Source organism: Streptomyces sp. NPDC001880 (assembly GCF_053594575.1).
In genome coordinates this window covers 44,752-65,053 of the sequence record NZ_JBSFET010000010.1, presented here as the reverse complement: position 1 = coordinate 65,053, position 20,302 = coordinate 44,752, and the positions used below count along the sequence as shown (strand labels likewise).

The window sequence follows — 20,302 nt, the reverse complement described above, 5'->3', positions numbered from 1 at the left end:
CGGGGCGACCGGGGCTCGGGGGATGCCCTCGGAGGCCGTCGCCCGGGGGCGAGCGCACACCGCGGACCGGAACCCGTGGGAGTCCGGGGTCCGCGAGAAGTCCGGAACCGGTGAGGAGTCCGGCGCCCGCCCCTGCTGCGGGGCATGTGACGGGGCGGGTGCCGGACCGGACCTGGGTGATGCCTGCCGACGGGTGACTACTTGATGCCGGCGGCGTCGCAGGCCGCCCTGTACTGGGCGGTGCAGATGTCCTCGACCTTGTAGACCTTGTCCGCGACGATCGTGGAGGCGATGTTCTCCTTGGTCACGACCGAGGCGTCGTACAGCTTCGACGGGATGCCCTTGAACTCGCCCGAGAGGCTGTCGACCTTGACGGGGGCGAGCTCGTCGAACTTCTCGCCCTTGAGCAGCCGGACAGCGATCTCGGCGGTGGTCTCGGCCTCCGGCTTGATCTGCTTGTAGATCGAGAAGGTCTGCTCGCCCGTGATGATGCGCTGCAGACCGGCGAGCTCGGAGTCCTGACCGCCGACCGGAACCTTCACGCCCTGCTTCTTCAGGGCCGTGATGATGCCGCCGGCCATGCCGTCGTTGGCGGAGTAGACGCCCTGGAAGCCGTCCTTGCCCAGGGAGTCGATGGCCGCGCCCATCTTCTTGTTGGCCTCGTCCGCCGACCAGTCCGGGATGTCCTGCTCGTAGACGACCTTCTTGACCTGCTGGTCGAGGACACTGTGCGCGCCCTTCTTGAAGAAGGGGGCGTTCGGATCGGTCGGCGAGCCGTTGATCATGACAACGTTGCTCTCCTCGGCCTTGGCACCGAGCGCCTTGACCAGCGCCTGGCCCTGGAGCTGACCGATCTTCTCGTTGTCGTACGACACATAGGCGGAGATCGGACCCTCGGCGAGACGGTCGTACGCGACGACCTTGACGTCCTTCTTCGCGGCCTGCTGGACCCAGGACTTCGCGGCCTTGTAGTCGACGGTGTCCAGGATGATGACCTTCACGCCCTGCGTGACGAGCGCGTCGAACTGCTTCTTCTGGGTCTCGATGTCCTGGGCGGCGTTGTTGTACTTGACCTCGCAGTCGGAGCACAGCGCCTTGATCTTCGCCTCCATGATGGGGCGGTCGAACGTCTCGTAGCGCGTGGTCTTGTTCTCCGGCAGGAGCAGGCCGATGGTCTTGCCGTCACCGCCGCTGCCGGAGTCCTTGTCGTCACCGGCCTTGCCACAGGCCGCGAGGGATAAGGCCATGGAGAGTGCGGCCGTGGCCATGACGATGCGTCGCGTCGTTGCGTTCATTACGGGTTGCCTCCCTGACGAGGCCGCAACGCTGCGGCCGAGGTGGCTGGCAGTCAACTCGGCTGCGACGTCAGCGTCAAGGAGTAAATCCTTAACGAGATGACAACGGTGCCATTCATTATCTAAGTGAAGGCACGACTGGTCTTCGGCAGGGCACTTTCCAAAAGGGTCGAATCCCCCATCTCGCTGAGCACGAGGGCCAGGGCGCCCAGGACCTCGGCGCGGCCGCCCAGCGCCCCGGGCAGCACCGACAGCTGCCGGGCCGCGCTCGGAATGGCGTAGCGGGAGACCGATTCGCGGATCGGGGCCAGCACCAACTCGCCCGCCTCGGCAAGCGATCCGCCGAGGACCACCCGGCTGGGGTTGAGCAGATTGCAGAGGCTGGCCACACCGCTGCCGATGTGCCGCCCCACGTCCCCGATCACCCGGCGGCAGCCCGGATCGCCCTCGCGGGCCAGCTGGACCACCCGTTCCATGGTGAGGTCGGGCCCGTGGCTGGGCCGGAGCAGCGGCAGTACGTACCGGGCGGCCGTGAAGGTCTCCAGGCACCCGCGGTTGCCGCAGCGGCACACCGGCCCCGATTCGTCGAGCGTGATGTGCCCGATCTCGCCGGCCGTGCCCCCCGGCCCCCGGTAGATGCGCCCGTCGATCACCAGACCGGCGCCGACACCGCCGGCGACCTTGATGTAGGCGAGGTCCTTGACCCCCCGGCCGCTCCCCCACACCAGCTCGCCGAGCGCGCCGAGGTTGGCGTCGTTGTCGACGTACACCGGCACATCGAGCCGGCCCGAGAGCTCCTTGCCGGGGCTGATGCCCGTCCAGCCCGGCAGTATCGACGTGGAGCCCAGCGTGCCGGACTCCACGTCGATCGGGCCGGGAACACCGAGCCCCACCCCGATCACCTTGTCCGGGCTGATCCCGGTCGTCTCGATCAGCCGCCTGACCAGCTGCTCGGCACGCCCGAACCCCTGCGCGGAGGAGGCGTCGACGTCCAGCGGCTCGGCCTCCTCGGCGAGCACCTGGTGGGCGAGGTTGCCGATGGCGACGCGCAGATGCGTATGGCCGAAGTCGACCCCGATCACAATGCCCGCGTCACCACTGAGCGAGACGCTGCGGGCCCGGCGGCCGCCCGCCGAGGTGGGGGTGACCTCGACCGTGCCGCCGTCCTTCAGTTCACGAACGATATTGGAGACGGTGGCCGCTGACAGGCCGGTGCTCCGCGCGATCTCCGCCTGGGTGAGCGAGCCGGCCATGCGCACCGCGCGCACGACCCGCTCAAGGTTGGCGCGATGCAGAGATGTCTGCGACCCCGGAGTCTCCATCGACTCTCTCACTCCTACCGTTTTCTCCAACATGTGAACTCTAAGCTGAGCGTTTTGCGGTACTCCCCGTCAAGACCTTGAGCAAGCGAAGCCTCGGATGAGCGCGGCGCACGCACCACAACGGCCTCGTTGCACGCACGAACCGCCCGCCGGCGCGTGGCCGACGGGCGGTTCGTGTGTACGGGGGTGGCGGTGCCGGGCGGTTACTTCACCGCGCCCGCGGTGAGCCCGGCGACGACCTGGCGCTGGAAGATGATGTAGGCGGCGAGGACCGGCAGCATCGCCATCACCAGACCGGCGAAGAGGCCGGACCAGTCGCCCTTGTATCCCTGGCTGGTGGCCAGTTCGACCAGGCCCTGGGAGAGCACCCGTTGGTTCGGATCGGTATTGAGCACCGTCGGCAGCATGTACTGGTTCCACTGCCCCAGGAAGTTGAAGATGCCGACGCTGATCAGGCCGGGCTTCGCCATCGGCAGCATCACCTGGAAGAACGTCCGGGTGTGCGAGGCGCCGTCGAGCATCGCCGCCTCCGCCACCGAAGTCGGCAGCGTACGGAAGAACGCGGTGAGGAAGAAGACGGTGAAGGGCAGCGAGTACGCGATGTAGACCATGATCAGTCCGTGCCGCGTGTTCAGCAGGGCCATGTTGTTCATGACGAAGAACAGCGGGACCAGCGCCAGGATGATCGGGAAGCTCATCCCGCCGATGAACAGGTAGTAGACGAAGCGGTTGCCGGGAAAGTCGAACCGCGCCAGTACGTACGCCGCCATCGAGCCGAGCAGCAGGGTGCCGACGAGCGAACAGCCCACCACCACGACGGTGTTGAAGAAGTAGTCGCTCATGTGCGCCTGGCTCCAGGCGCGCGACCAGTTCTCGAAGTGCAGCTTGTCGGGCAGCGCCCACGGCGTCGACAGGATCGAGTCGTCCGTCTTGAACGACGACATCACCGCCCAGAGCAGCGGCAGGACGACCAGGATCGCCCAGATGATCAGCACACCGTGCGAGAAGACGTTGAGGACCTGGCCCTCGCTGCTCTTCTCCTCGGCGCCGGGTGCGGGTGCCTTGGCCACCGGGGCCGGGTCCGCGACCGGGATCGCGGGGGGAGTGTCAGTCGTCTTCACGTGTACTCACCTCGTACTGTCGAGCCGGACACGGAGGCCGACCTGCGGTGCCTGCTGGGGGTCCGGGGGGCGTCTCCCGGGAATCGCAGCATCAGAACTCCAGCCGCTCGCGCCGGCCCAGTCGCATCACGATGGCGGCGAAGGCCATGGTGACGATGAGCAGTCCGACACCGATCGTCGTCGCGTAGCCGGCCTGCCCGTCGCGGAAGGCCGTGTGGTACACGTACAGCGGCAGGACCGTGGTCGAGTAGTCGGGGCCGCCGGGACCCACGGTCATGACCTGTACGGCGGTGAACGCCTCCACGCCGAGGGCCAGGATTCCCATGTAGACCCAGCCCGACTGCACCGTGTCCCAGAGCAGCGGCAGCGTGATCCGGAAGAAGGTGGTGAAGCGGTTGGCGCCGTCGAGGAGCGCCGCCTCGTAGAAGTCCTTCGGGATGGAGGCCATCCCGGCCGAGAACAGCACGACGAAGAATCCGACCGTCGACCAGACCAGCACGGTCATGACGCAGATCAGCGCAAGACTCGGGTCGCCCAGCCAGTCCGGCTGGACGGAATCCAGACCGATCGTCTTCAGTGTCGAATTCAGCATCCCGCTGGTGGGGTTGAACGCGAACTGGAAGAGCAGGGCCACGATGACGATCGAGAGCACCTGCGGGAAGAAATAGGCGATCTTGTAGAAACTCGAACCCCGCACGCCGGAGACCGCGGCGTTCTTGCGCCGCCGGCCCCCGACATTGAGCATGAAGGCGAAGAAGAGCGCCAGGCCCAGCGTCACCAGCGGCAGCAGCAGCACGAGCAACACGCTGTGCTGCAACGACTTCCAGAAGATGTCGTCCTTCAGCATCCTCGTGTAGTTGTCGATCCCGACCATCTTGAAGTCCGGGCTCAGGCCGGTCCAGTCCGTGAACGAGTAGTAGATGGACTGGACGAACGGCCAGATCACGAAGACCGCGTACAACGCGAGTGGGACTGTCAGGAATCCCACGATGAAACGGTACTTGCCGTGCTGCATCGTTTACCGACCCCGATCTTTTCGCGGGTGCCGCCGCTGGTGACGGTTGCTCACTGGTGCTTGTAGTGCTTGATGGACTGGTCCTTGGCCGCCGCGTCGGCGAAGGCCTGGATCTTCTTGATGGCTTCCGCCGGGGTCGCGCGGCCGGCCATCATCTCGCCGATACCGGCGACACCGATCTGCTCCTTCTGGAGCTTCACGTACCAGTCCTGCAGGCGCGGGTTCACCACGTTGTCGCCGGCCTTCTTCAGCACATCGACACCGGACTGCATGGCGGTCGACAGGGTCAGACCGTCGGTGCCGCCGTTGAAGGCGCTGAGCGACTTGACCTGCTTGGTGAAGTTCTTCGAGGACTCCTCGGAGAGCATGATGCGCAGCTGCTCCATGCCGCCCTCGGGGTTCTTCGCGTTGGCCGGGACGATGAAGGGCTCGCCGCCGGAGGCCCAGATGGTGCCGAACGGCATCTTGTCGGACGCGTCCAGGCCGGACGGCGGCGCGACCATCATCTTGAAGTCCTTGGGCGTGGTCGGCGCGGCCTCGTTCTCCACCCACGAACCGTTCGGGAGGAAGAGGGCCTTGCCCTTGGTCCACTCGGTCTGCGACTGGATGTGGGTCAGACCGGGGGTGCCCTTGAGGATGTACCCCTTCTTGTACAGCTCGTAGTACGCCTCGAACGCCGCCTTGACCGCGGGGTCCTTCCAGGCGTTCGGCTCCAGGTTGTCGATCTTGTCGAGAACCTCCCGGCCACCGATCTTGGCGATGAACGGGTAGAGCGAGAACGGCAGGTAGTACGGGTACTTACCGGCGTACGTCCAGCCCGCGACGCCCTGCTTCTTCGCCTTCGCGCAGAGGGCGAGCATGTCGTCCCAGGTCTCGGGGTACTGCGCGTCGAGCTTCTCCAGCGCGGTCTGCGAGTACCAGACGCCGTACACGGTGTACGCGTAGTACATGATCCAGACCGGGTCGCCGTCGAACTGACCCATCTCCAGGACACCGGGACGCAGCGTGTCGCGGACCTTCTTGCTCGGGTCGTCGATGGACGGGGCGTCCATCAGCGGTGTCAGGTCGAGGAGTTGCTTCTTGCCGACCAGGACGCCCATGTCCATCTGCTCGGCGCCGGAGTTGTCGATCAGGTCCGGCGGGGTGCCGCCGTTGAAGCGGGGCTGCAGCTGCGACTGGATCTTCTGGGTCGCGACGTGCTTGACCTTCGGGGCCTTCGGGAACGCCGCGTTGTACTTCTTCTCCGCGTCGATGGCGTACTGCTGGCCGAAGCCGCCGTCGAAGATGACCACCTCGAGCGGGGCCGTCTCATTGACGCCGAGCGGGTTGGCCTTGGTGGCCTTGCCCTTCTCGACCTTCTCGTCGCTGCCGCTGTCGCCGCTCGCGCACGCCGACAGGAAGCCCATCGTCGGAACGCTGATCAGACCGAGTGCGGCCGATCGCTTGATCACATCGCGACGGCCAAGGCCCTCGTTCTTGTGGGCGGAGGTGGATCCCATGCTCAAGTCCTCGCCTTCTCCAGGACTCAGGCGGTGTGTACCGGTCGCCCGTCGATATTCGCCTCAGGCGAAGGGCCCCGCCACCGCGGTCAGTTGCGCTTGGGTGGTGCTGATTTCAGGCTAGCCATGTGCACTGGGGGCTCAGGGGGATCAGGCATCGGACACACCCGTCGTGCCGTCCTCGGCCATTCCCCCTTGTCCCCCTTGCCCGCATCGCCGAAAAGCTGTGCAGACGCCGACAGGTATAGTCCACTCCCGGTCAACTGAGCAAGATCGAAGGCGAGTTGAACAGCAGTCTTTCCCGAGTTGAGACCTCAAGGGATACATGGCCCCCACACGCTCCTGGACCGGGCGTAAGCGTAGCGATTTCCGCGATACGGTCGATTCGGCTTGCCATTCACGCCAAACACCCTTGACACATGCCGCACTTGACTCCCGACTGGACCTCGCGCCCCGCTCTGACAACGTTATTCAGATGCACTTCCCCCTGGGAGGAACGGCTCGACGTGCAGCCCCGACATGGTTCTCGCTGGCGGAGCTGGAGTTGCTCTCCTGACCCTGTCTTCCACCCGCGTCGTGGCCGACGGCCGGTGCCCCGGGGCGGGGTACCGGCCGTCGGTCCGTTCACGGGGCGGCGGGGCTCCCGCTCAGTCGTGTTCGGGGGTCTCGGGATCGGCCCGGGGGAACAGGCTCTCGGGCAAGGTCACATTCCATGCAGTGATGACCGGCTTCCCGTGCTCGGTGCCGAGCCGGGAGACGGCGCCCGTGGCGAGCTGGAACAGTGTGCCCTCGGCCGGGGTCAGACCGAGGTAGCGGGCGGTGAGCACGCGCAGGAAGTGGGAGTGTGCGACGAGCGCGATGTCCTCGTCCGCGTCACGGCTCGCCGCCGCCGCGACCTCGGCCAGCACCCGGTCGGCACGGGCGCCGACCTCGGCGGGGGTTTCACCGGGGTGCGCCTCGGGCCCGGGGGCGACTCCGTCGGTCCAGAGGTTCCACTCGGGGCGGGTGCGGCGGATCTCGACGGTGGTCACCCCTTCGTAGCCGCCGTAGTCCCATTCACGCAGCTCGGGCGTGATGCGTGGTGCGGCGAGTCCGGCGAGCTCGGCGGTGCGCCGGGCGCGTACGGCGGGGCTGACGAGGGTGAGCGCGATCCGCCGGTCGGCGAGCAGGGGCACCAGTGCGCGGGCCTGCCGCTCCCCGAAGGGGGTCAGGGGCAGATCGGTGTAGCTCGTGTGCTGCCCGGACCTCGACCACTCCGTCTCGCCGTGCCGGATCAGGATCAGCTCGCCCATGGGTGTCATCCGCTCTCTGTGCCGTTCGTTCCGCGTGGTCCGCAGATCTGTGAACCCGTCGGGCCACCCTCGCATTCCGCATGCCCACGACGATGTGGACGGTGGCTTGTTTCCGGGTACCGCAGCCGCATGGTTCGCGACATTCCGCCCAATGCCCCAGCCGGACGGACCGGACGGGGCCGCGAACGGTCACGCGGCGTGCTGCTCCCGGCTGTTGCCGCCGCGCGGCCACCCTTGAGCGAGAGCGAGCCGGACAAGCGTTTCCCGGGGCCGCTGGACCTGATCCGCGCCCCGTCCCGAACCGTGGGCGTCAGGAAGCTGCCACGCCGGCTTCACACCGTCGCCCCACCTTCGCACCCCCCGTCCATGAGGACTTCGCGGATGACGTGCCGGGCGATCGCCGCCATGCCCGGGTTCGACTCCCGGTAGTAGCGCAGTTCGCCGAGCGCGGTCGACAGCGCCCAGCCCCGGCCCCGCGCCCAGGCCGCGTCATCGGCGTGTACGGCGTTACGGAAGGTTCCGCGTACGTGCGTCGGCAGCAGGTACCACGCCGCGATCAGGTCGACGGCGGCATCGCCCAGCCCCATGCAGCCGAAGTCGATGACGGCGCTGAGCCGTCCGTTCGCGAGCAGCACGTTGCCGGGTTGCAGATCCGCGTGGATCCAGACGGCCGGACCGGTCGCGGCGTGGGCGCGCAGCGCCGCCTCCCACACGGCCAGCGCCGCGCCGGTGTCCACTGCCTCGTGCAGTTCCGCGAGCGCGGCGCGCGTCGAGGCGTCGCGGGCCGCCAGGGGCTCACTGCGGAAGGAGGGCGGCGCGCCGGCCGGATCGGCCCGGTGCAGCGCGGTGACGAAGTCCGCCAGGTCCGTTGCGAACAGGCCGGGTTCGGCCAGTTGTCCGGGTACCGGGTTCGCGCCGTCGAGCCACCAGAAGACGGACCAGTGCCACGGATAGCCCTCCGCGGGCTTTCCCCTGCCCAGCGGTACGGGGATCGCGGCAGGCAGTTGGGGCGCGAGCCGGGGCAGCCAGCGCTGCTCCGTCTCCACCTCACCGGCCGTCCCCGCCGTACGGGGCAGTCGCACCACCAGGTCCTCGCCGAGCCGGTACATGGCGTGGGACGTGCCCACGGGGGCGACCGGTTCGACGGGCAGTGAGGCCCAGTCCGGGAACTGCGAGGCGATCAGCCGGTGTACGAGGGATTCGGTGAAGTCCGGTTCGTCGGCATGCATCCTGCCCGGCCGCATGAGCACCCTTCGGGGGTCGAGGTGGCGACGATTGTCGGCCGGGTTCATACGACCGGTCCGCGCCCTCACCGGTCAACTCATTTCCGGCTCCGGCGCACCGCCCAGGTCACGCAGCAGTGCGCGGACCTCGTCCACCACAGGGTCGAGGACGCGGATGTCGAGATAGATGGCGAGAGCCTCGCGCAGGGCCTTTCTGGCCGGCTCGACGGCCTCCGTCGCGAGGTGCCCGGCTCAGGTGGACCAGGGCCCTTCCGGCCGGCTCGACAGCCTCCGTCGCAAGGTGGGCCCGGCTCAGGTGGACCAGCGTCTCGGCCTCGTTGTAGCGGTGGCCCAGTGCGCGGTTGGCGCTGAGCCGGGGCGGCAGCCGGCGCGCAACGGCAGTCGGCATGGGAAAGGGCCGCACCCCTTCGTCCCGCGAAGAGGTGCGGCCCACTGCCCTGCCCGGACCGGCTACTTGCGGATCAGGCTGCGGAGCACGTACTGCATGATGCCGCCGTTGCGGTAGTAGTCCGCCTCACCGGGGGTGTCGATGCGGACGACCGCGTCGAACTCCACACCGGTGTCGGTGGTCACCTTGACCGTGCGCGGCGTGGTGCCGTTGTTCAGCTCGGTCACGCCGGTGAAGGAGAAGGTCTCCTCGCCGGTCAGGCCGAGGGCCTCGGCGCTCGCGCCCTCCGGGAACTGGAGCGGGAGGACGCCCATGCCGATGAGGTTGGAGCGGTGGATGCGCTCGTAGGACTCGGCGATGACGGCCTTGACGCCGAGGAGCGCGGTGCCCTTGGCGGCCCAGTCGCGGGACGAGCCGGAGCCGTACTCCTTGCCCGCCAGGATGACCAGCGGGGTGCCGGCGGCCTGGTAGTTCTGCGAGGCGTCGTAGATGAACGACACCGGAGCGTCGGCCTGGGTGAAGTCACGGGTGAAGCCACCCTCGGTGCCCGGGGCGATCTGGTTGCGCAGGCGGATGTTGGCGAAGGTGCCGCGGATCATGACCTCGTGGTTGCCTCGGCGCGAGCCGTAGGAGTTGAAGTCACGACGCTCGACGCCGTGCTCCGTGAGGTACTTGCCGGCCGGGGTGTCGGCCTTGATCGCACCGGCCGGGGAGATGTGGTCGGTGGTGACCGAGTCGCCCAGCTTGGCGAGCACACGGGCGCCGGTGATGTCCTCGACCGGGGTCGTCTCCATCGTCATGCCCTCGAAGTACGGGGGCTTGCGCACGTAGGTGGACTGCGGGTCCCACTCGAAGGTGTTGCCGGTCGGGATCGCCAGCGCCTGCCACTGGGCGTCGCCCGCGAAGACGTCCTGGTAGGACTTGTTGAACATGTCCTCGCCGATGGCATTGGCGACGACGTCGTTCACCTCGGCCTCGGTGGGCCAGATGTCGGTGAGGTAGACCGGCTTGCCGTCCTGGTCGATGCCCAGGGCGTCCTTGGTGATGTCCACCTTCATCGAACCGGCGATGGCGTACGCGACGACCAGCGGCGGGGACGCCAGGTAGTTCATCTTGACGTCGGGGTTGATCCGGCCCTCGAAGTTGCGGTTGCCGGAGAGCACCGAGGTCACGGCCAGGTCGTGCTCGTTGACGGCCTTGGAGACCTCCTCCGGCAGCGGGCCGGAGTTGCCGATGCAGGTGGTGCAGCCGTAGCCGACGAGGTTGAAGCCGACCTTGTCGAGGTACGGGGTCAGGCCCGCCTTGTCGAAGTAGTCGGTGACGACCTTCGAGCCCGGGGCGAGGGTGGTCTTGACCCACGGCTTGCGGGTCAGGCCCTTCTCGACCGCCTTCTTCGCCACGAGCGCCGCGGCGACCATGACGTACGGGTTCGAGGTGTTGGTGCAGGAGGTGATCGCGGCGACGGTGACGGCGCCGTGGTCGATCTCGTACGTCGTGCCGTCGGGGGCCGTGACCGTGGTCGGGTTCGACGGGACGCCGTTGTGGGCGGCCGGGGCGTCGGAGGCCGGGAAGGACTCCTTGCCCGCCTCCTCGTCGTCCGAGACGTAGTTGCGCACGTCCTGGGCGAACTGCTCCTTGGCGTTCGCCAGGACGATGCGGTCCTGCGGGCGCTTCGGGCCGGCGATCGACGGAACGACCGTCGACAGGTCCAGCTCCAGCTTCTCGGAGAAGTCCGGCTCGGCGGCCGGGTCGAGCCAGAGGCCCTGCTCCTTGGCGTACGCCTCGACGAGGGCGACCTGCTGCTCGTCACGGCCGGTCAGGCGCAGGTACTTCAGCGTCTCGTCGTCGATCGGGAAGATCGCGGCGGTGGAGCCGAACTCCGGCGACATGTTGCCGATGGTGGCGCGGTTGGCGAGCGAGGTGGCGGCGACGCCCTCGCCGTAGAACTCGACGAACTTGCCGACGACACCGTGCTTGCGGAGCATCTCGGTGATGGTCAGCACCAGGTCGGTGGCGGTGGTGCCGGCCGGGAGCTCGCCGGTCAGCTTGAAGCCGACGACGCGCGGGATGAGCATCGAGACCGGCTGGCCGAGCATCGCGGCCTCGGCCTCGATGCCGCCGACGCCCCAGCCCAGCACACCGAGGCCGTTGACCATGGTGGTGTGCGAGTCGGTGCCGACGAGGGTGTCGGGGTACGCCTGGCCGTTACGGACCATGACCGTACGGGCCAGGTGCTCGATGTTGACCTGGTGGACGATGCCGGTGCCCGGGGGGACGACCTTGAACTCGTCGAAGGCGGTCTGGCCCCAGCGCAGGAACTGGTAGCGCTCCTTGTTGCGGCCGTACTCCAGCTCGACGTTCTGCGAGAACGCGTCGTTGGTGCCGAACTTGTCGGCGATGACGGAGTGGTCGATGACCAGCTCGGCCGGGGCGAGCGGGTTGATCTTGGCCGGGTCGCCGCCCAGCTCCTTGACGGCCTCACGCATGGTGGCGAGGTCCACGACACACGGCACACCGGTGAAGTCCTGCATGATCACGCGGGCGGGCGTGAACTGGATCTCCTGGCTGGGCTGCGCCTGGGAGTCCCAGCCGCCGAGCGCCCGGATGTGGTCGGCGGTGATGTTCGCGCCGTCCTCGGTGCGGAGCAGGTTCTCCAGCAGCACCTTCAGGCTGTAGGGGAGGCGCGCGGAGCCCTCGACCTTGTCCAGCTTGAAGATCTCGTACGACTCGTCGCCCACGCGCAGCGTGCTGCGGGCGTCGAAGCTGTTCGCCGACACGACAGTCTCCTTCATCAATGTGCGCGTACTCCGCGCCGCGCCACATCAGGCCGGGCGCCGCGTGGTGCCGCCTACGGCCCCTCGACCATCCGCTAAGGTAAGGCTTAGTTAGGTAACCCTTACCGAGTGGCGGACTGCGGTGCGCCTTCGGCATATATCTCGATGTCGAGATAACTCTAGTACATCACCGTCGCACGGTCATGCGCGGGCGCCACCTGATCCCTCGCAGCGAAGGCCGAGCGTTGCCATCGAAGGTTGGTGACCGCCAGGTCTTCTCACCGAAGGCTGGGTGATCGTTCAGGGCCGGCCGTCTGGGGAGACGGTGGGGGGGAACCGGTACGCGCGTAGGGCGATCCTCTGCTCGCTTCGGGGCGACGCGACCGTCCGGCAGATCGCGGGGCGGTGGAATGTCCCGTGCCGGCTGGTCCACCGTGTCCTGGACTCCGCGATCTTTCCCGACCGCCAGACCTGCCGGAACCGGTCCGCCATCGCCGAGCCGGTCGAGGCACAGATCAACTCGATGATCGTGAGTGGGATGGGCCCAAGGAGATCTGGACGGACCTGATGGGCGTCCACGACATCTCGGTGTCCATGGGCAGCCCGCAACGACAGACCGCCCGACGGCACCCTGCGACGGGGCGCAGAGGACCGGCTGTCCCATCCCGAAGGATCCGGCCCCCGTCTCAAGTGGCCTTCCATGATTCATCGTTGATCTGGTTCGTCACCCTGACCACTCGACTACTGTGTCGGGCCATGAACACGGACGACTGGTTGGCAGACACCCGGACCTCCTACGACACGGTCGCGGTCAACTATGCCGACCAAATACGCGAGGCTCTGGCCGGGAAACCGTATCTTCGGGCGACTCTGACGTTGTTCGCAGACTTGGTCCATGCCGCCGGCGGCGGACCGGTGGCGGACGTGGGCTGCGGGCCTGGACACGTCACCGCCCACCTCCACGAGTTGGGTACGGATGCTTTCGGCATCGACCTCTCCCCCGTGATGATCGACGTCGCTCGGCGTGACCACCCTCGCCTGCGGTTCGAAGTGGGCTCGATGACGGACCTCGCCCTCACCGATGCTTCGGTCGCCGGTCTGCTCGCTTTTTGGTCGTTGATTCACATCCCCGACGATGACGTCCCTACGGTCTTCGGGCACTTCCGGCGGGTGTTGCGTCCCGGCGGGCCACTTCTGCTCGGCTTTCACGTCGGCAACGAGTCAAAGCTGAAGACCCAGGGCTACGGCGGTCACCCGATGAACGTTTACGTCCACCGCCGCCGGCCTGACAAAGTGGCGGCCTGGCTGCGCGATGCCGGGTTCACGGTCGAGGCCCAGATACTGCTCGACCCCGACGAGAGCGTTCCAGGGGCGGTCCTTTTCGCACGCCGCCAGTCCTAGCCCCGTCAGTGGTCCGGCTGCGGCCGACCACATTCAGTGACAGTGCCCACCGGCCGCATCCTCACCGCGCCGACAACCGCGGACGCCGACAGTGACCGATCACCTGCCTTTGCCTCTCGCCCCTCTCCCCCATCAACGTCCGTCCCCGGCTCGGCGAGACCACCGATCACTGCGTCCAGCGACTCGCCCGCGCCAACCACCTCAGTCCCGGCGATCTCCTGCGACATCTCACGCCACCGCCCCATGAAACCGGCCGGAGAACCCAGCTGAGCCGCCTCGCCGCCCTCAGCGGACGCTCGACGGAGGTTCCTGGCGAAAGCCCTTGCGGATGCCGGCCCAGCCGCCGGGCATATCGCGGCGAACGTTGAATGGCTCTCGGGGTCTGCTGTCCGGAGCCGAAGAGCGAGAGCCGCTCCGCCAGGCCCGGTACTGTGGCTCCGCATGACCGATTCCGAGATCACCGCAGACCTTGTCCACGACTTGCTGCAGGCGCAGCATCCGGACCTTGCAGGGCTGGCCATCCGCGAGGTGCCCGGCGGCTGGGGCAACCAAATGTGGCGCCTCGGGGACGAGTTGGCTGTGCGTATGCAGCGTATGGACCCCACCCCGGAACTCCAGCTCAAGGAGCGGCGGTGGCTGCCCGTGCTGGCCCCGCTCCTGCCGCTCCCGGTGCCGACCCCGGTGCGGTTCGGCGAACCGTCCGAGCGCTTCCCCAAGCACTGGACCGTGATGACGTGGGTTCCCGGCGAGCCACTGGACTACGCCTCGATCAGCCGCGGCGACCACGCGGCTGACACGCTGGCGGGCTTCCTCAGGGCGCTCCATGTGGAGGCACCAGCCGAGGCGCCGACCAGTTCGGACTTCGGTGCTCACCCCAAGAAGTGCACGGACGACTTCGACCACTTCTTCGAAGCCGTTGTCCCCGGCGGCATTGCCGACGAGGTCCGGGCCGTCTGGGAGGATGCCGTTGCAGCGCCCGAGTGGGCGGGTCCGCCGGTTTGGGTGCACGGTGACCTTCATCCCGCGAATGTCGTCGTCTCGGACGGAACGCTCTCGGGTGTGATCGACTTCGGTGCCATGTTCGCCGGTGATCCGGCGTGGGACCTCGCGGCCGCATGGGTCATCCTTCCCGCAGGTGCCGCCGCACGGTTCTTCGACGTGTACGCGCATGCGGACAAGGCGACGATCCGGCGAGCCCGCGGGCTGGCTGCTATGAAAAGCCTGTTCCTCATGCTGATGGGGCAGAACGGAGACCGGGGCCTTCCTGGCGGCAAGCCGACGTGGGGACCCGCAGGCCGGGCAGCCCTCGATCGTGTTCTGAAAGACGGTTTGGTATAGATCCGGAGCAACGAGCCTCCTCCGAAACTCGCTTGCCGGAGCGGAATCTGGTGCCGCGAAGCCGCTCTCGCGTCGCCCACGATGTTCTCCCCGTGGAGACGAACAGACCACTGCCTGCTCGTGACATCTCAACCGCGGTGGTTCCCGTCGATGGTGGAACAGGCGTGTGCGAGCGCGCCAAGCCCGCGGCGGCCTTCTGGGTGCCGCCGGAGGTGCAGGCCGGGGCCGTGTCCGACGCGCAGACCATCCGACTCCGTGGGACATGTGGCGCGAGCCGCGCCGTCCGGCCGGTCGGTGTCCAAGGGCTGTCCGGGCCCACGGTGCCCTCATGTTCGTTCCCCTGTCCACGACTTCGCCGTGGAAGTCCGTCGGAGATCCAGTGCGACCGCTCGTCGAACGCCGCGACGTCGGCGAGGGCGACCGGGCCGAGATCCACCCCGCCCGCCTCGGCGTCCACGCCCCCTGGGAGAGTCAGTACGACACCGGACATGCGGTCCCGGACGAGGAGGAACATGAACGACACAAGCGAGTTCAAGGACATCTCCCCGACCACCCTCGCCGATCTCCTGGGGCGCGGACAGGTCATGGACATCGGCATCCGGCCGCTGTGGCCCTCCATCCCGAGGGTCGTTGGCCCGGCGTTCACCGTGCGGTGTCCTGCGGGCGACAACCTCATGCTGCACGCGGCCATCCATCGCGCGGCACCCGGCTCCGTCATCGTCGTCGAGTCGGGCGACGTGGACTACGCGCTCGCCGGCGGCAACGTCTGCGCCGTGGCCCAACGCCGGGGAATCGCGGCGTTCGTGGCCGACGGGGTGATCCGCGACCTCGCCGAGGTACGCGAGTCGGGATTCCCCGTCTTCGCCAGGGGCGTCATCCCGATCCCGGGGACGAAGAAGGCCGTCGAACCGCTCAATGGCCCCGTGCGGTGCGGCGGGGTGGACGTGGACGCCGGCGACATCGTGGTGGCGGACGAGGAGGGCATCGTGGTCGTTCCCCGCGCCCGGCACGAGCAGGTGCTCATCGACGCCCGCGCGAAGGTGGCCAAGGAGGCCGGCGAATCCCTCGACGCGTGGGAGGCGGCGCACCGGGCCCGCATCGACAGCATCCTGCGCAGCGGCGGTTTCCAGGTCTGATGACCGGAGGATGACGACGTCCGGGGCCACGGCGTCCTCGGGAGACCACTCCCGGAGGGCCGGGCCCCCGGACGTCCCCGTCTCCCCTCCCCTCCCCTCCCCTCCCCGTACGGACGCACACCGCGCGCGGTCGCGGCGATCGGGGTGGACCATGGAACGCACAGCGCACACCGGGCCGCGCATTGCACCAGGCCGGCCTGTATCTTCCGCGCCGACACGCGCGAGCGTCACCCGAACACCACACCCCGGCGCAGGTCCCATCTCATATCTGAGATAGCCTTTCGTCATGTCAGACGATTACCTCGTACGCATCGGCAAGCTCATCCGTGACGCCCGTCAACATCGGGGCTGGACACAGAGTCAACTCGCCGAGGCGCTCGCCACCAGCCAGAGCGCCGTGAACCGCATCGAGCGCGGCAATCAAAACATCAGTCTTGAGATGATCGCGCGCATCGGTGAGGCACTCGACAGCGAGATCGTGTCGCTCGGCTACGCCGGACCCATGCACCTGCGGGTGGTCGGCGGACGTCGGCTCTCGGGCTCCATCGACGTCAAGACGAGCAAGAACGCGTGCGTGGCACTGCTCTGCGCCTCGCTGCTCAACAAGGGCCGTACGGTGCTGCGCCGGGTGGCCCGGATCGAGGAGGTCTACCGTCTCCTGGAGGTGCTGAACTCCATTGGCGTGCGGACCCGGTGGATCAACGAGGGAACCGATCTGGAGATCGTCCCGCCGGCCCGGCTGGACATGGACACCATCGACGCGGACGCCGCGCGCCGGACCCGCTCCATCATCATGTTCCTCGGCCCGCTGCTGCACCGCTTGGACCGGTTCAAGCTTCCGTACGCGGGCGGCTGCGACCTCGGTACGCGGACCATCGAGCCGCACATGATCGCGCTGCGCCGCTTCGGTCTGGAGATCGCTGCGACCGAGGGGATCTACCACGCCCAGGTCGACCACTCGGTCACCCCCGGCCGCCCCATAGTACTGACCGAGCGCGGCGACACCGTGACCGAGAACGCGCTGCTGGCCGCCGCCCGGCACGACGGCACCACCGTCATACGCAACGCGTCGTCCAACTACATGGTCCAGGACCTCTGCTTCTTCCTGGAGGCGCTCGGTATACGCGTCGACGGAATCGGCACAACCACACTGACCGTGCACGGAGTTCCGCACATAGACGTGGACGTCGACTACTCCCCGTCCGAGGACCCGGTCGAGGCGATGAGCCTCCTCGCCGCCGCCGTGGTGACGGAGTCCGAACTGACGATCCGTCGGGTGCCGATCGAGTTCCTGGAGATCGAGCTCGCGGTCCTTGAGGAGATGGGCGTCGACTGCGGACGTACGACGGAGTACGCCGCCGACAACGGCCGCACCCGGCTGGTCGACCTTACCGTCCGGCCCTCCAAACTGGAGGCGCCGATCGACAAGATCCACCCCATGCCGTTCCCCGGGCTCAACATCGACAACGTGCCCTTCTTCGCGGCGATCGCCGCCTCGGCCCAGGGCCAGACCCTCATCCACGACTGGGTCTACGACAACCGGGCCATCTACCTCACCGACCTGAACCGCCTCGGCGGCAGGCTGCAACTCCTGGACCCGCACCGGGTACTGGTCGAGGGCCCGACCCGATGGCGCGCCGCCGAAATGATGTGCCCGCCCGCACTGCGCCCCGCCGTGGTGGTGCTGCTCGCCATGATGGCGGCGGAGGGCACGTCCGTACTGCGCAACGTGTATGTGATCAACCGCGGTTACGAGGAGCTCGCGGAGCGTCTCAACTCCGTGGGCGCGCAGATCGAGATCTTCCGGGACATCTGAACGACGAACGCCGCCGCACCTTGTCCGACCTGCCGGGATGCGGGTCAGAAGGGGGTGCGGCGGCACCCGGGACTTCTCTGGAGCTTCGGGCCTGCACCGCGGGGTTCTTGCGGCCACCGTCCGGCCCGTGATCTCACGAAGACCCTCACGTCTGTCTGCCGATCAAGAGGCGTACCACCCGAGCCACCGGCTCACGCTCCGTGGACCCCTCCCTCGGCAACCCATTGACATCGGGGTAACACCACCGCAAGATAATCCGTACACCAATGATTGATGTACAGATCATTTGGAGGCTTCGCGCTCACCGCCTCCTCTCTCGGTGTCCTCCACCCCTTCGACGCTAGGAGGTCATATGCCCGTGACTCCTGATCCTCTCCGCATCGCCGTCGTCGGCGGCGGCATCGGCGGACTGGCTGCGGCGCTGGCAGTCGCCCGCTCCGGGCACCACGTGACGCTCGTGGAACGAGCCGCCGAGTTCGGCGAGATCGGAGCCGGCCTGCAGCTCGCTCCGAACGCCTCTCTCGCACTTGAGGAACTCGGCGTCCTCACAGCTGTTCAGCGCAGCGCGGTTGCCCCGCCACGACTCGTGATGATGGATGCTCTGACGGGGGACCAGATCACCTCCCTCGACCTGCGCGGCGCGGCCTACACCGAGCGCTTCACGCATCCCTACCTGGTCACGCACCGCACGGATCTGCACGCCGCGCTGCTGAGCGCTTGCCAGGAGCACCCTGCCATCACACTTCGCACAGGGCACACCGTCACCCACGTCGAACAGGACGCATCCGGGGCGCAGCTGCACTTCGCCGAGTCGTCGGAGATCCTGACCGCGGATGCGGTCGTTGCCGCAGACGGCCTGCATTCACGTCTGCGCCAGGCCTTGGTGGGCGATGGGGAACCGGTCTGCTCCCGTTACGTGGCCTTCCGCGGCGCTTTGCCGACCGGGAAGATGACCGGCCGGATGTCGCAGCACGCCGCTTCGGAGGCGGTGATGGTGTGGGCCGGACCCCGCATGCATCTGGTGCAATACCCCGTGCGGCGCGGGGAGTTGTACAACCAGGTCGCTGTCTTCGAAAGCGACCACTACACAGCGGACTCCGACGACTGGGGCACCGAGGCTGAGCTCGAGGAACGCTTCGCCGGCACCTGTCAGGCCATACGCGACTCTCTGCCGCTGGTGTCGCGCGATCGGCGCTGGCCGCTGTACGACCGCCTGCCCATCGACAACTGGGTGCACGGCCGGATCCTGCTTCTCGGCGATGCCGCCCACCCGATGCTGCAGTACCTGGCCCAGGGAGCCTGCCAGGCACTGGAAGACGCCGTCGCACTGGGACAGGCACTGCGCACGTTCTCCGACCCGGCCGACGCTTTCGCATCGTACGCCGCCCAACGCCGCGAGCGGGCAGCGCGTATCCAGACCAACGCCCGCCGCTTCGGCGAAATCTGTCACCTGGAGGGCATGGGGGCCACCCTGCGCAACGTGCTCCTCTCATCCCGTACGCCTGACGACTTCGACGACATCTCCTGGGTGTGGACGCCGACCGCAACCGGCGCACCTGCCCTGTGAGCCCGCAACCGCAGGAGGAGACGATGACCGACGAACTCGCCTACAAGGCTTTGGAGGGCCTGGGGGCCGCGCCGCTGTGGAACTTCTACGGGAACCTGTTCCCCGCCCAGCCGCGCAGCCGCGCCGTGCCCTACCGCTGGAGCTGGCAGGAACTGCGCCCGCACCTGCTGCACTTCTCCGAGACCCTCTCGCTGGAGGAGGCCGAACGACGGGTCCTCATGCTGGTCAATCCCGGCCTGACCGATCCCCCGGCCACCGTCAACACCCTCTATGCCGGCCTGCAGATCATCCTGCCCGGCGAGACCGCGCAGGCGCACCGGCACACGTCCAACGCCTTCCGCTTCATCCTGGAGGGAAGCGGCGCATGGACGACGGTCAACGGTGAGCGGGTCTTCATGTCCCCCGGCGATCTGCTGCTCACTCCCGGCTGGCACTGGCACGACCACACCCACGAGGGCGACGAGCCGATGATGTGGCTCGACGCTCTCGACTACCCACTCGTCAACGCTCTGGAAGCCGGCTTCTACGAGCAGTACCCCCAGCGTCTCCAGCCTGTCACCCGGCCCGACGACGCAGGCAGCAGGCAGTTCCTGCACGGCCGGCTGACCCCCGTCTGGCTCTCCCAGGACGGGCCCAACTCCCCTGTCACCCGCTACACCTGGCAGGAGACGCATCGGGCCCTGGAAAGCATCGCCGACACCGCCGAAGGAAGCGATGTCGACGGCATCGTCCTCGAGTACACGAATCCGTGGACGGGCGGTCCGGTGATGCCCACCATCGGCTGCCGCATCCAGCGTCTGCGCCCCGGCTTCCAAGGAGCCGGACGCAGGCACACGGCCTCCACCGTCTTCAGCGTCGTACGCGGAGAGGGGGCCACGATCGTGGACGGCATGCGGCTGGAATGGTCCGAGAACGACACCTTCGCCGTGCCTGGCTGGGCGTCCTATCGGCATCTGAACTCATCCTCCTCGCACGACGCCGTCCTGTTCTCCTACAGCGACGAGCCCGTCATGCGCTCCCTCGGCCTCTACCGCACGGAAAGCGCCGACCCCGGCGCCTGATCCGCCCATTCGACACCTCAGAAGGAGGCCACG

Annotated in this window: 14 protein-coding genes; 6 read left to right on the top strand and 8 right to left on the bottom strand. The window is 67.8% G+C overall.

Going from position 1 to position 20,302, the window contains the following annotated elements:
• Positions 1-197: 197 nt before the first annotated feature.
• The 8 genes from ACWCQ6_RS08830 to acnA form a co-directional block, all read right to left on the bottom strand.
• Positions 198-1,295, bottom strand: a complete 1,098-nt coding sequence (locus ACWCQ6_RS08830) for a sugar ABC transporter substrate-binding protein (RefSeq protein ID WP_451086911.1) — start codon at positions 1,293-1,295, stop codon at positions 198-200.
• 122 nt (positions 1,296-1,417) lie between these two features.
• Positions 1,418-2,617, bottom strand: a complete 1,200-nt coding sequence (locus ACWCQ6_RS08825; RefSeq protein WP_451086909.1) for an ROK family transcriptional regulator — start codon at positions 2,615-2,617, stop codon at positions 1,418-1,420.
• 203 nt (positions 2,618-2,820) lie between these two features.
• A complete protein-coding gene (locus ACWCQ6_RS08820; RefSeq protein ID WP_451086907.1) occupies positions 2,821-3,738 on the bottom strand; it encodes a carbohydrate ABC transporter permease in 918 nt (305 codons plus the stop codon).
• Between the two features lie 91 nt (positions 3,739-3,829).
• Positions 3,830-4,753: a carbohydrate ABC transporter permease gene (locus ACWCQ6_RS08815; RefSeq protein WP_451086905.1), complete on the bottom strand. Its 924-nt coding sequence runs from the start codon at positions 4,751-4,753 to the stop codon at positions 3,830-3,832.
• A 50-nt stretch (positions 4,754-4,803) separates the two neighbouring features.
• Complete coding sequence (gene ngcE / locus ACWCQ6_RS08810; protein WP_451086903.1) at positions 4,804-6,252, bottom strand: N-acetylglucosamine/diacetylchitobiose ABC transporter substrate-binding protein; 1,449 nt, start codon at positions 6,250-6,252, stop codon at positions 4,804-4,806.
• A 647-nt stretch (positions 6,253-6,899) separates the two neighbouring features.
• On the bottom strand, positions 6,900-7,544 hold the full coding sequence (locus ACWCQ6_RS08805; protein WP_451087064.1) for a histidine phosphatase family protein: 645 nt from the start codon (positions 7,542-7,544) through the stop codon (positions 6,900-6,902).
• A 332-nt stretch (positions 7,545-7,876) separates the two neighbouring features.
• Positions 7,877-8,836, bottom strand: a complete 960-nt coding sequence (locus ACWCQ6_RS08800) for an aminoglycoside phosphotransferase family protein (protein WP_451086901.1) — start codon at positions 8,834-8,836, stop codon at positions 7,877-7,879.
• Positions 8,837-9,238: 402 nt separating this feature from the next.
• Positions 9,239-11,953 carry an aconitate hydratase AcnA gene (acnA, locus tag ACWCQ6_RS08795; RefSeq protein WP_451086899.1) on the bottom strand — a complete coding sequence of 905 codons (2,715 nt, stop codon included), beginning with the start codon at positions 11,951-11,953 and terminating at the stop codon, positions 9,239-9,241.
• 753 nt (positions 11,954-12,706) lie between these two features.
• On the opposite strand from acnA, the gene ACWCQ6_RS08790 reads away from it, so the two are divergent.
• From ACWCQ6_RS08790 to ACWCQ6_RS08765, 6 genes are all read left to right on the top strand, one after another.
• Positions 12,707-13,351, top strand: a complete 645-nt coding sequence (locus ACWCQ6_RS08790; RefSeq protein ID WP_451086897.1) for a class I SAM-dependent methyltransferase — start codon at positions 12,707-12,709, stop codon at positions 13,349-13,351.
• A gap of 441 nt (positions 13,352-13,792) precedes the next feature.
• A complete protein-coding gene (locus ACWCQ6_RS08785; protein WP_451086895.1) occupies positions 13,793-14,689 on the top strand; it encodes an aminoglycoside phosphotransferase family protein in 897 nt (298 codons plus the stop codon).
• A gap of 512 nt (positions 14,690-15,201) precedes the next feature.
• Complete coding sequence (locus ACWCQ6_RS08780) at positions 15,202-15,825, top strand: RraA family protein (RefSeq protein WP_451086893.1); 624 nt, start codon at positions 15,202-15,204, stop codon at positions 15,823-15,825.
• 286 nt (positions 15,826-16,111) lie between these two features.
• Entirely contained in the window at positions 16,112-17,641 is a 1,530-nt protein-coding gene (locus tag ACWCQ6_RS08775; protein ID WP_451086891.1) for a helix-turn-helix domain-containing protein, read from the top strand.
• 352 nt (positions 17,642-17,993) lie between these two features.
• Positions 17,994-19,208 carry an FAD-dependent monooxygenase gene (locus tag ACWCQ6_RS08770; protein WP_451086889.1) on the top strand — a complete coding sequence of 405 codons (1,215 nt, stop codon included), beginning with the start codon at positions 17,994-17,996 and terminating at the stop codon, positions 19,206-19,208.
• A gap of 23 nt (positions 19,209-19,231) precedes the next feature.
• Entirely contained in the window at positions 19,232-20,269 is a 1,038-nt protein-coding gene (locus ACWCQ6_RS08765; protein WP_451086887.1) for a cupin domain-containing protein, read from the top strand.
• Positions 20,270-20,302: the final 33 nt, after the last annotated feature.

What these genes read in the sequence shown, in the direction of transcription:
- ngcE (WP_451086903.1), bottom strand. Translation starts at nt 6,252, where the DNA reads ATGGGATCCACCTCCGCCCACAAGAACGAGGGCCTTGGCCGTCGCGAT.
- ACWCQ6_RS08790 (WP_451086897.1), top strand. Translation starts at nt 12,707, where the DNA reads ATGAACACGGACGACTGGTTGGCAGACACCCGGACCTCCTACGACACG.
- ACWCQ6_RS08775 (WP_451086891.1), top strand. Translation starts at nt 16,112, where the DNA reads ATGTCAGACGATTACCTCGTACGCATCGGCAAGCTCATCCGTGACGCC.
- ACWCQ6_RS08830 (WP_451086911.1), bottom strand. Translation starts at nt 1,295, where the DNA reads ATGAACGCAACGACGCGACGCATCGTCATGGCCACGGCCGCACTCTCC.
- ACWCQ6_RS08780 (WP_451086893.1), top strand. Translation starts at nt 15,202, where the DNA reads ATGAACGACACAAGCGAGTTCAAGGACATCTCCCCGACCACCCTCGCC.
- ACWCQ6_RS08805 (WP_451087064.1), bottom strand. Translation starts at nt 7,544, where the DNA reads ATGGGCGAGCTGATCCTGATCCGGCACGGCGAGACGGAGTGGTCGAGG.
- ACWCQ6_RS08765 (WP_451086887.1), top strand. Translation starts at nt 19,232, where the DNA reads ATGACCGACGAACTCGCCTACAAGGCTTTGGAGGGCCTGGGGGCCGCG.
- ACWCQ6_RS08770 (WP_451086889.1), top strand. Translation starts at nt 17,994, where the DNA reads ATGCCCGTGACTCCTGATCCTCTCCGCATCGCCGTCGTCGGCGGCGGC.
- ACWCQ6_RS08800 (WP_451086901.1), bottom strand. Translation starts at nt 8,836, where the DNA reads ATGAACCCGGCCGACAATCGTCGCCACCTCGACCCCCGAAGGGTGCTC.
- ACWCQ6_RS08825 (WP_451086909.1), bottom strand. Translation starts at nt 2,617, where the DNA reads ATGGAGACTCCGGGGTCGCAGACATCTCTGCATCGCGCCAACCTTGAG.
- ACWCQ6_RS08785 (WP_451086895.1), top strand. Translation starts at nt 13,793, where the DNA reads ATGACCGATTCCGAGATCACCGCAGACCTTGTCCACGACTTGCTGCAG.
- ACWCQ6_RS08815 (WP_451086905.1), bottom strand. Translation starts at nt 4,753, where the DNA reads ATGCAGCACGGCAAGTACCGTTTCATCGTGGGATTCCTGACAGTCCCA.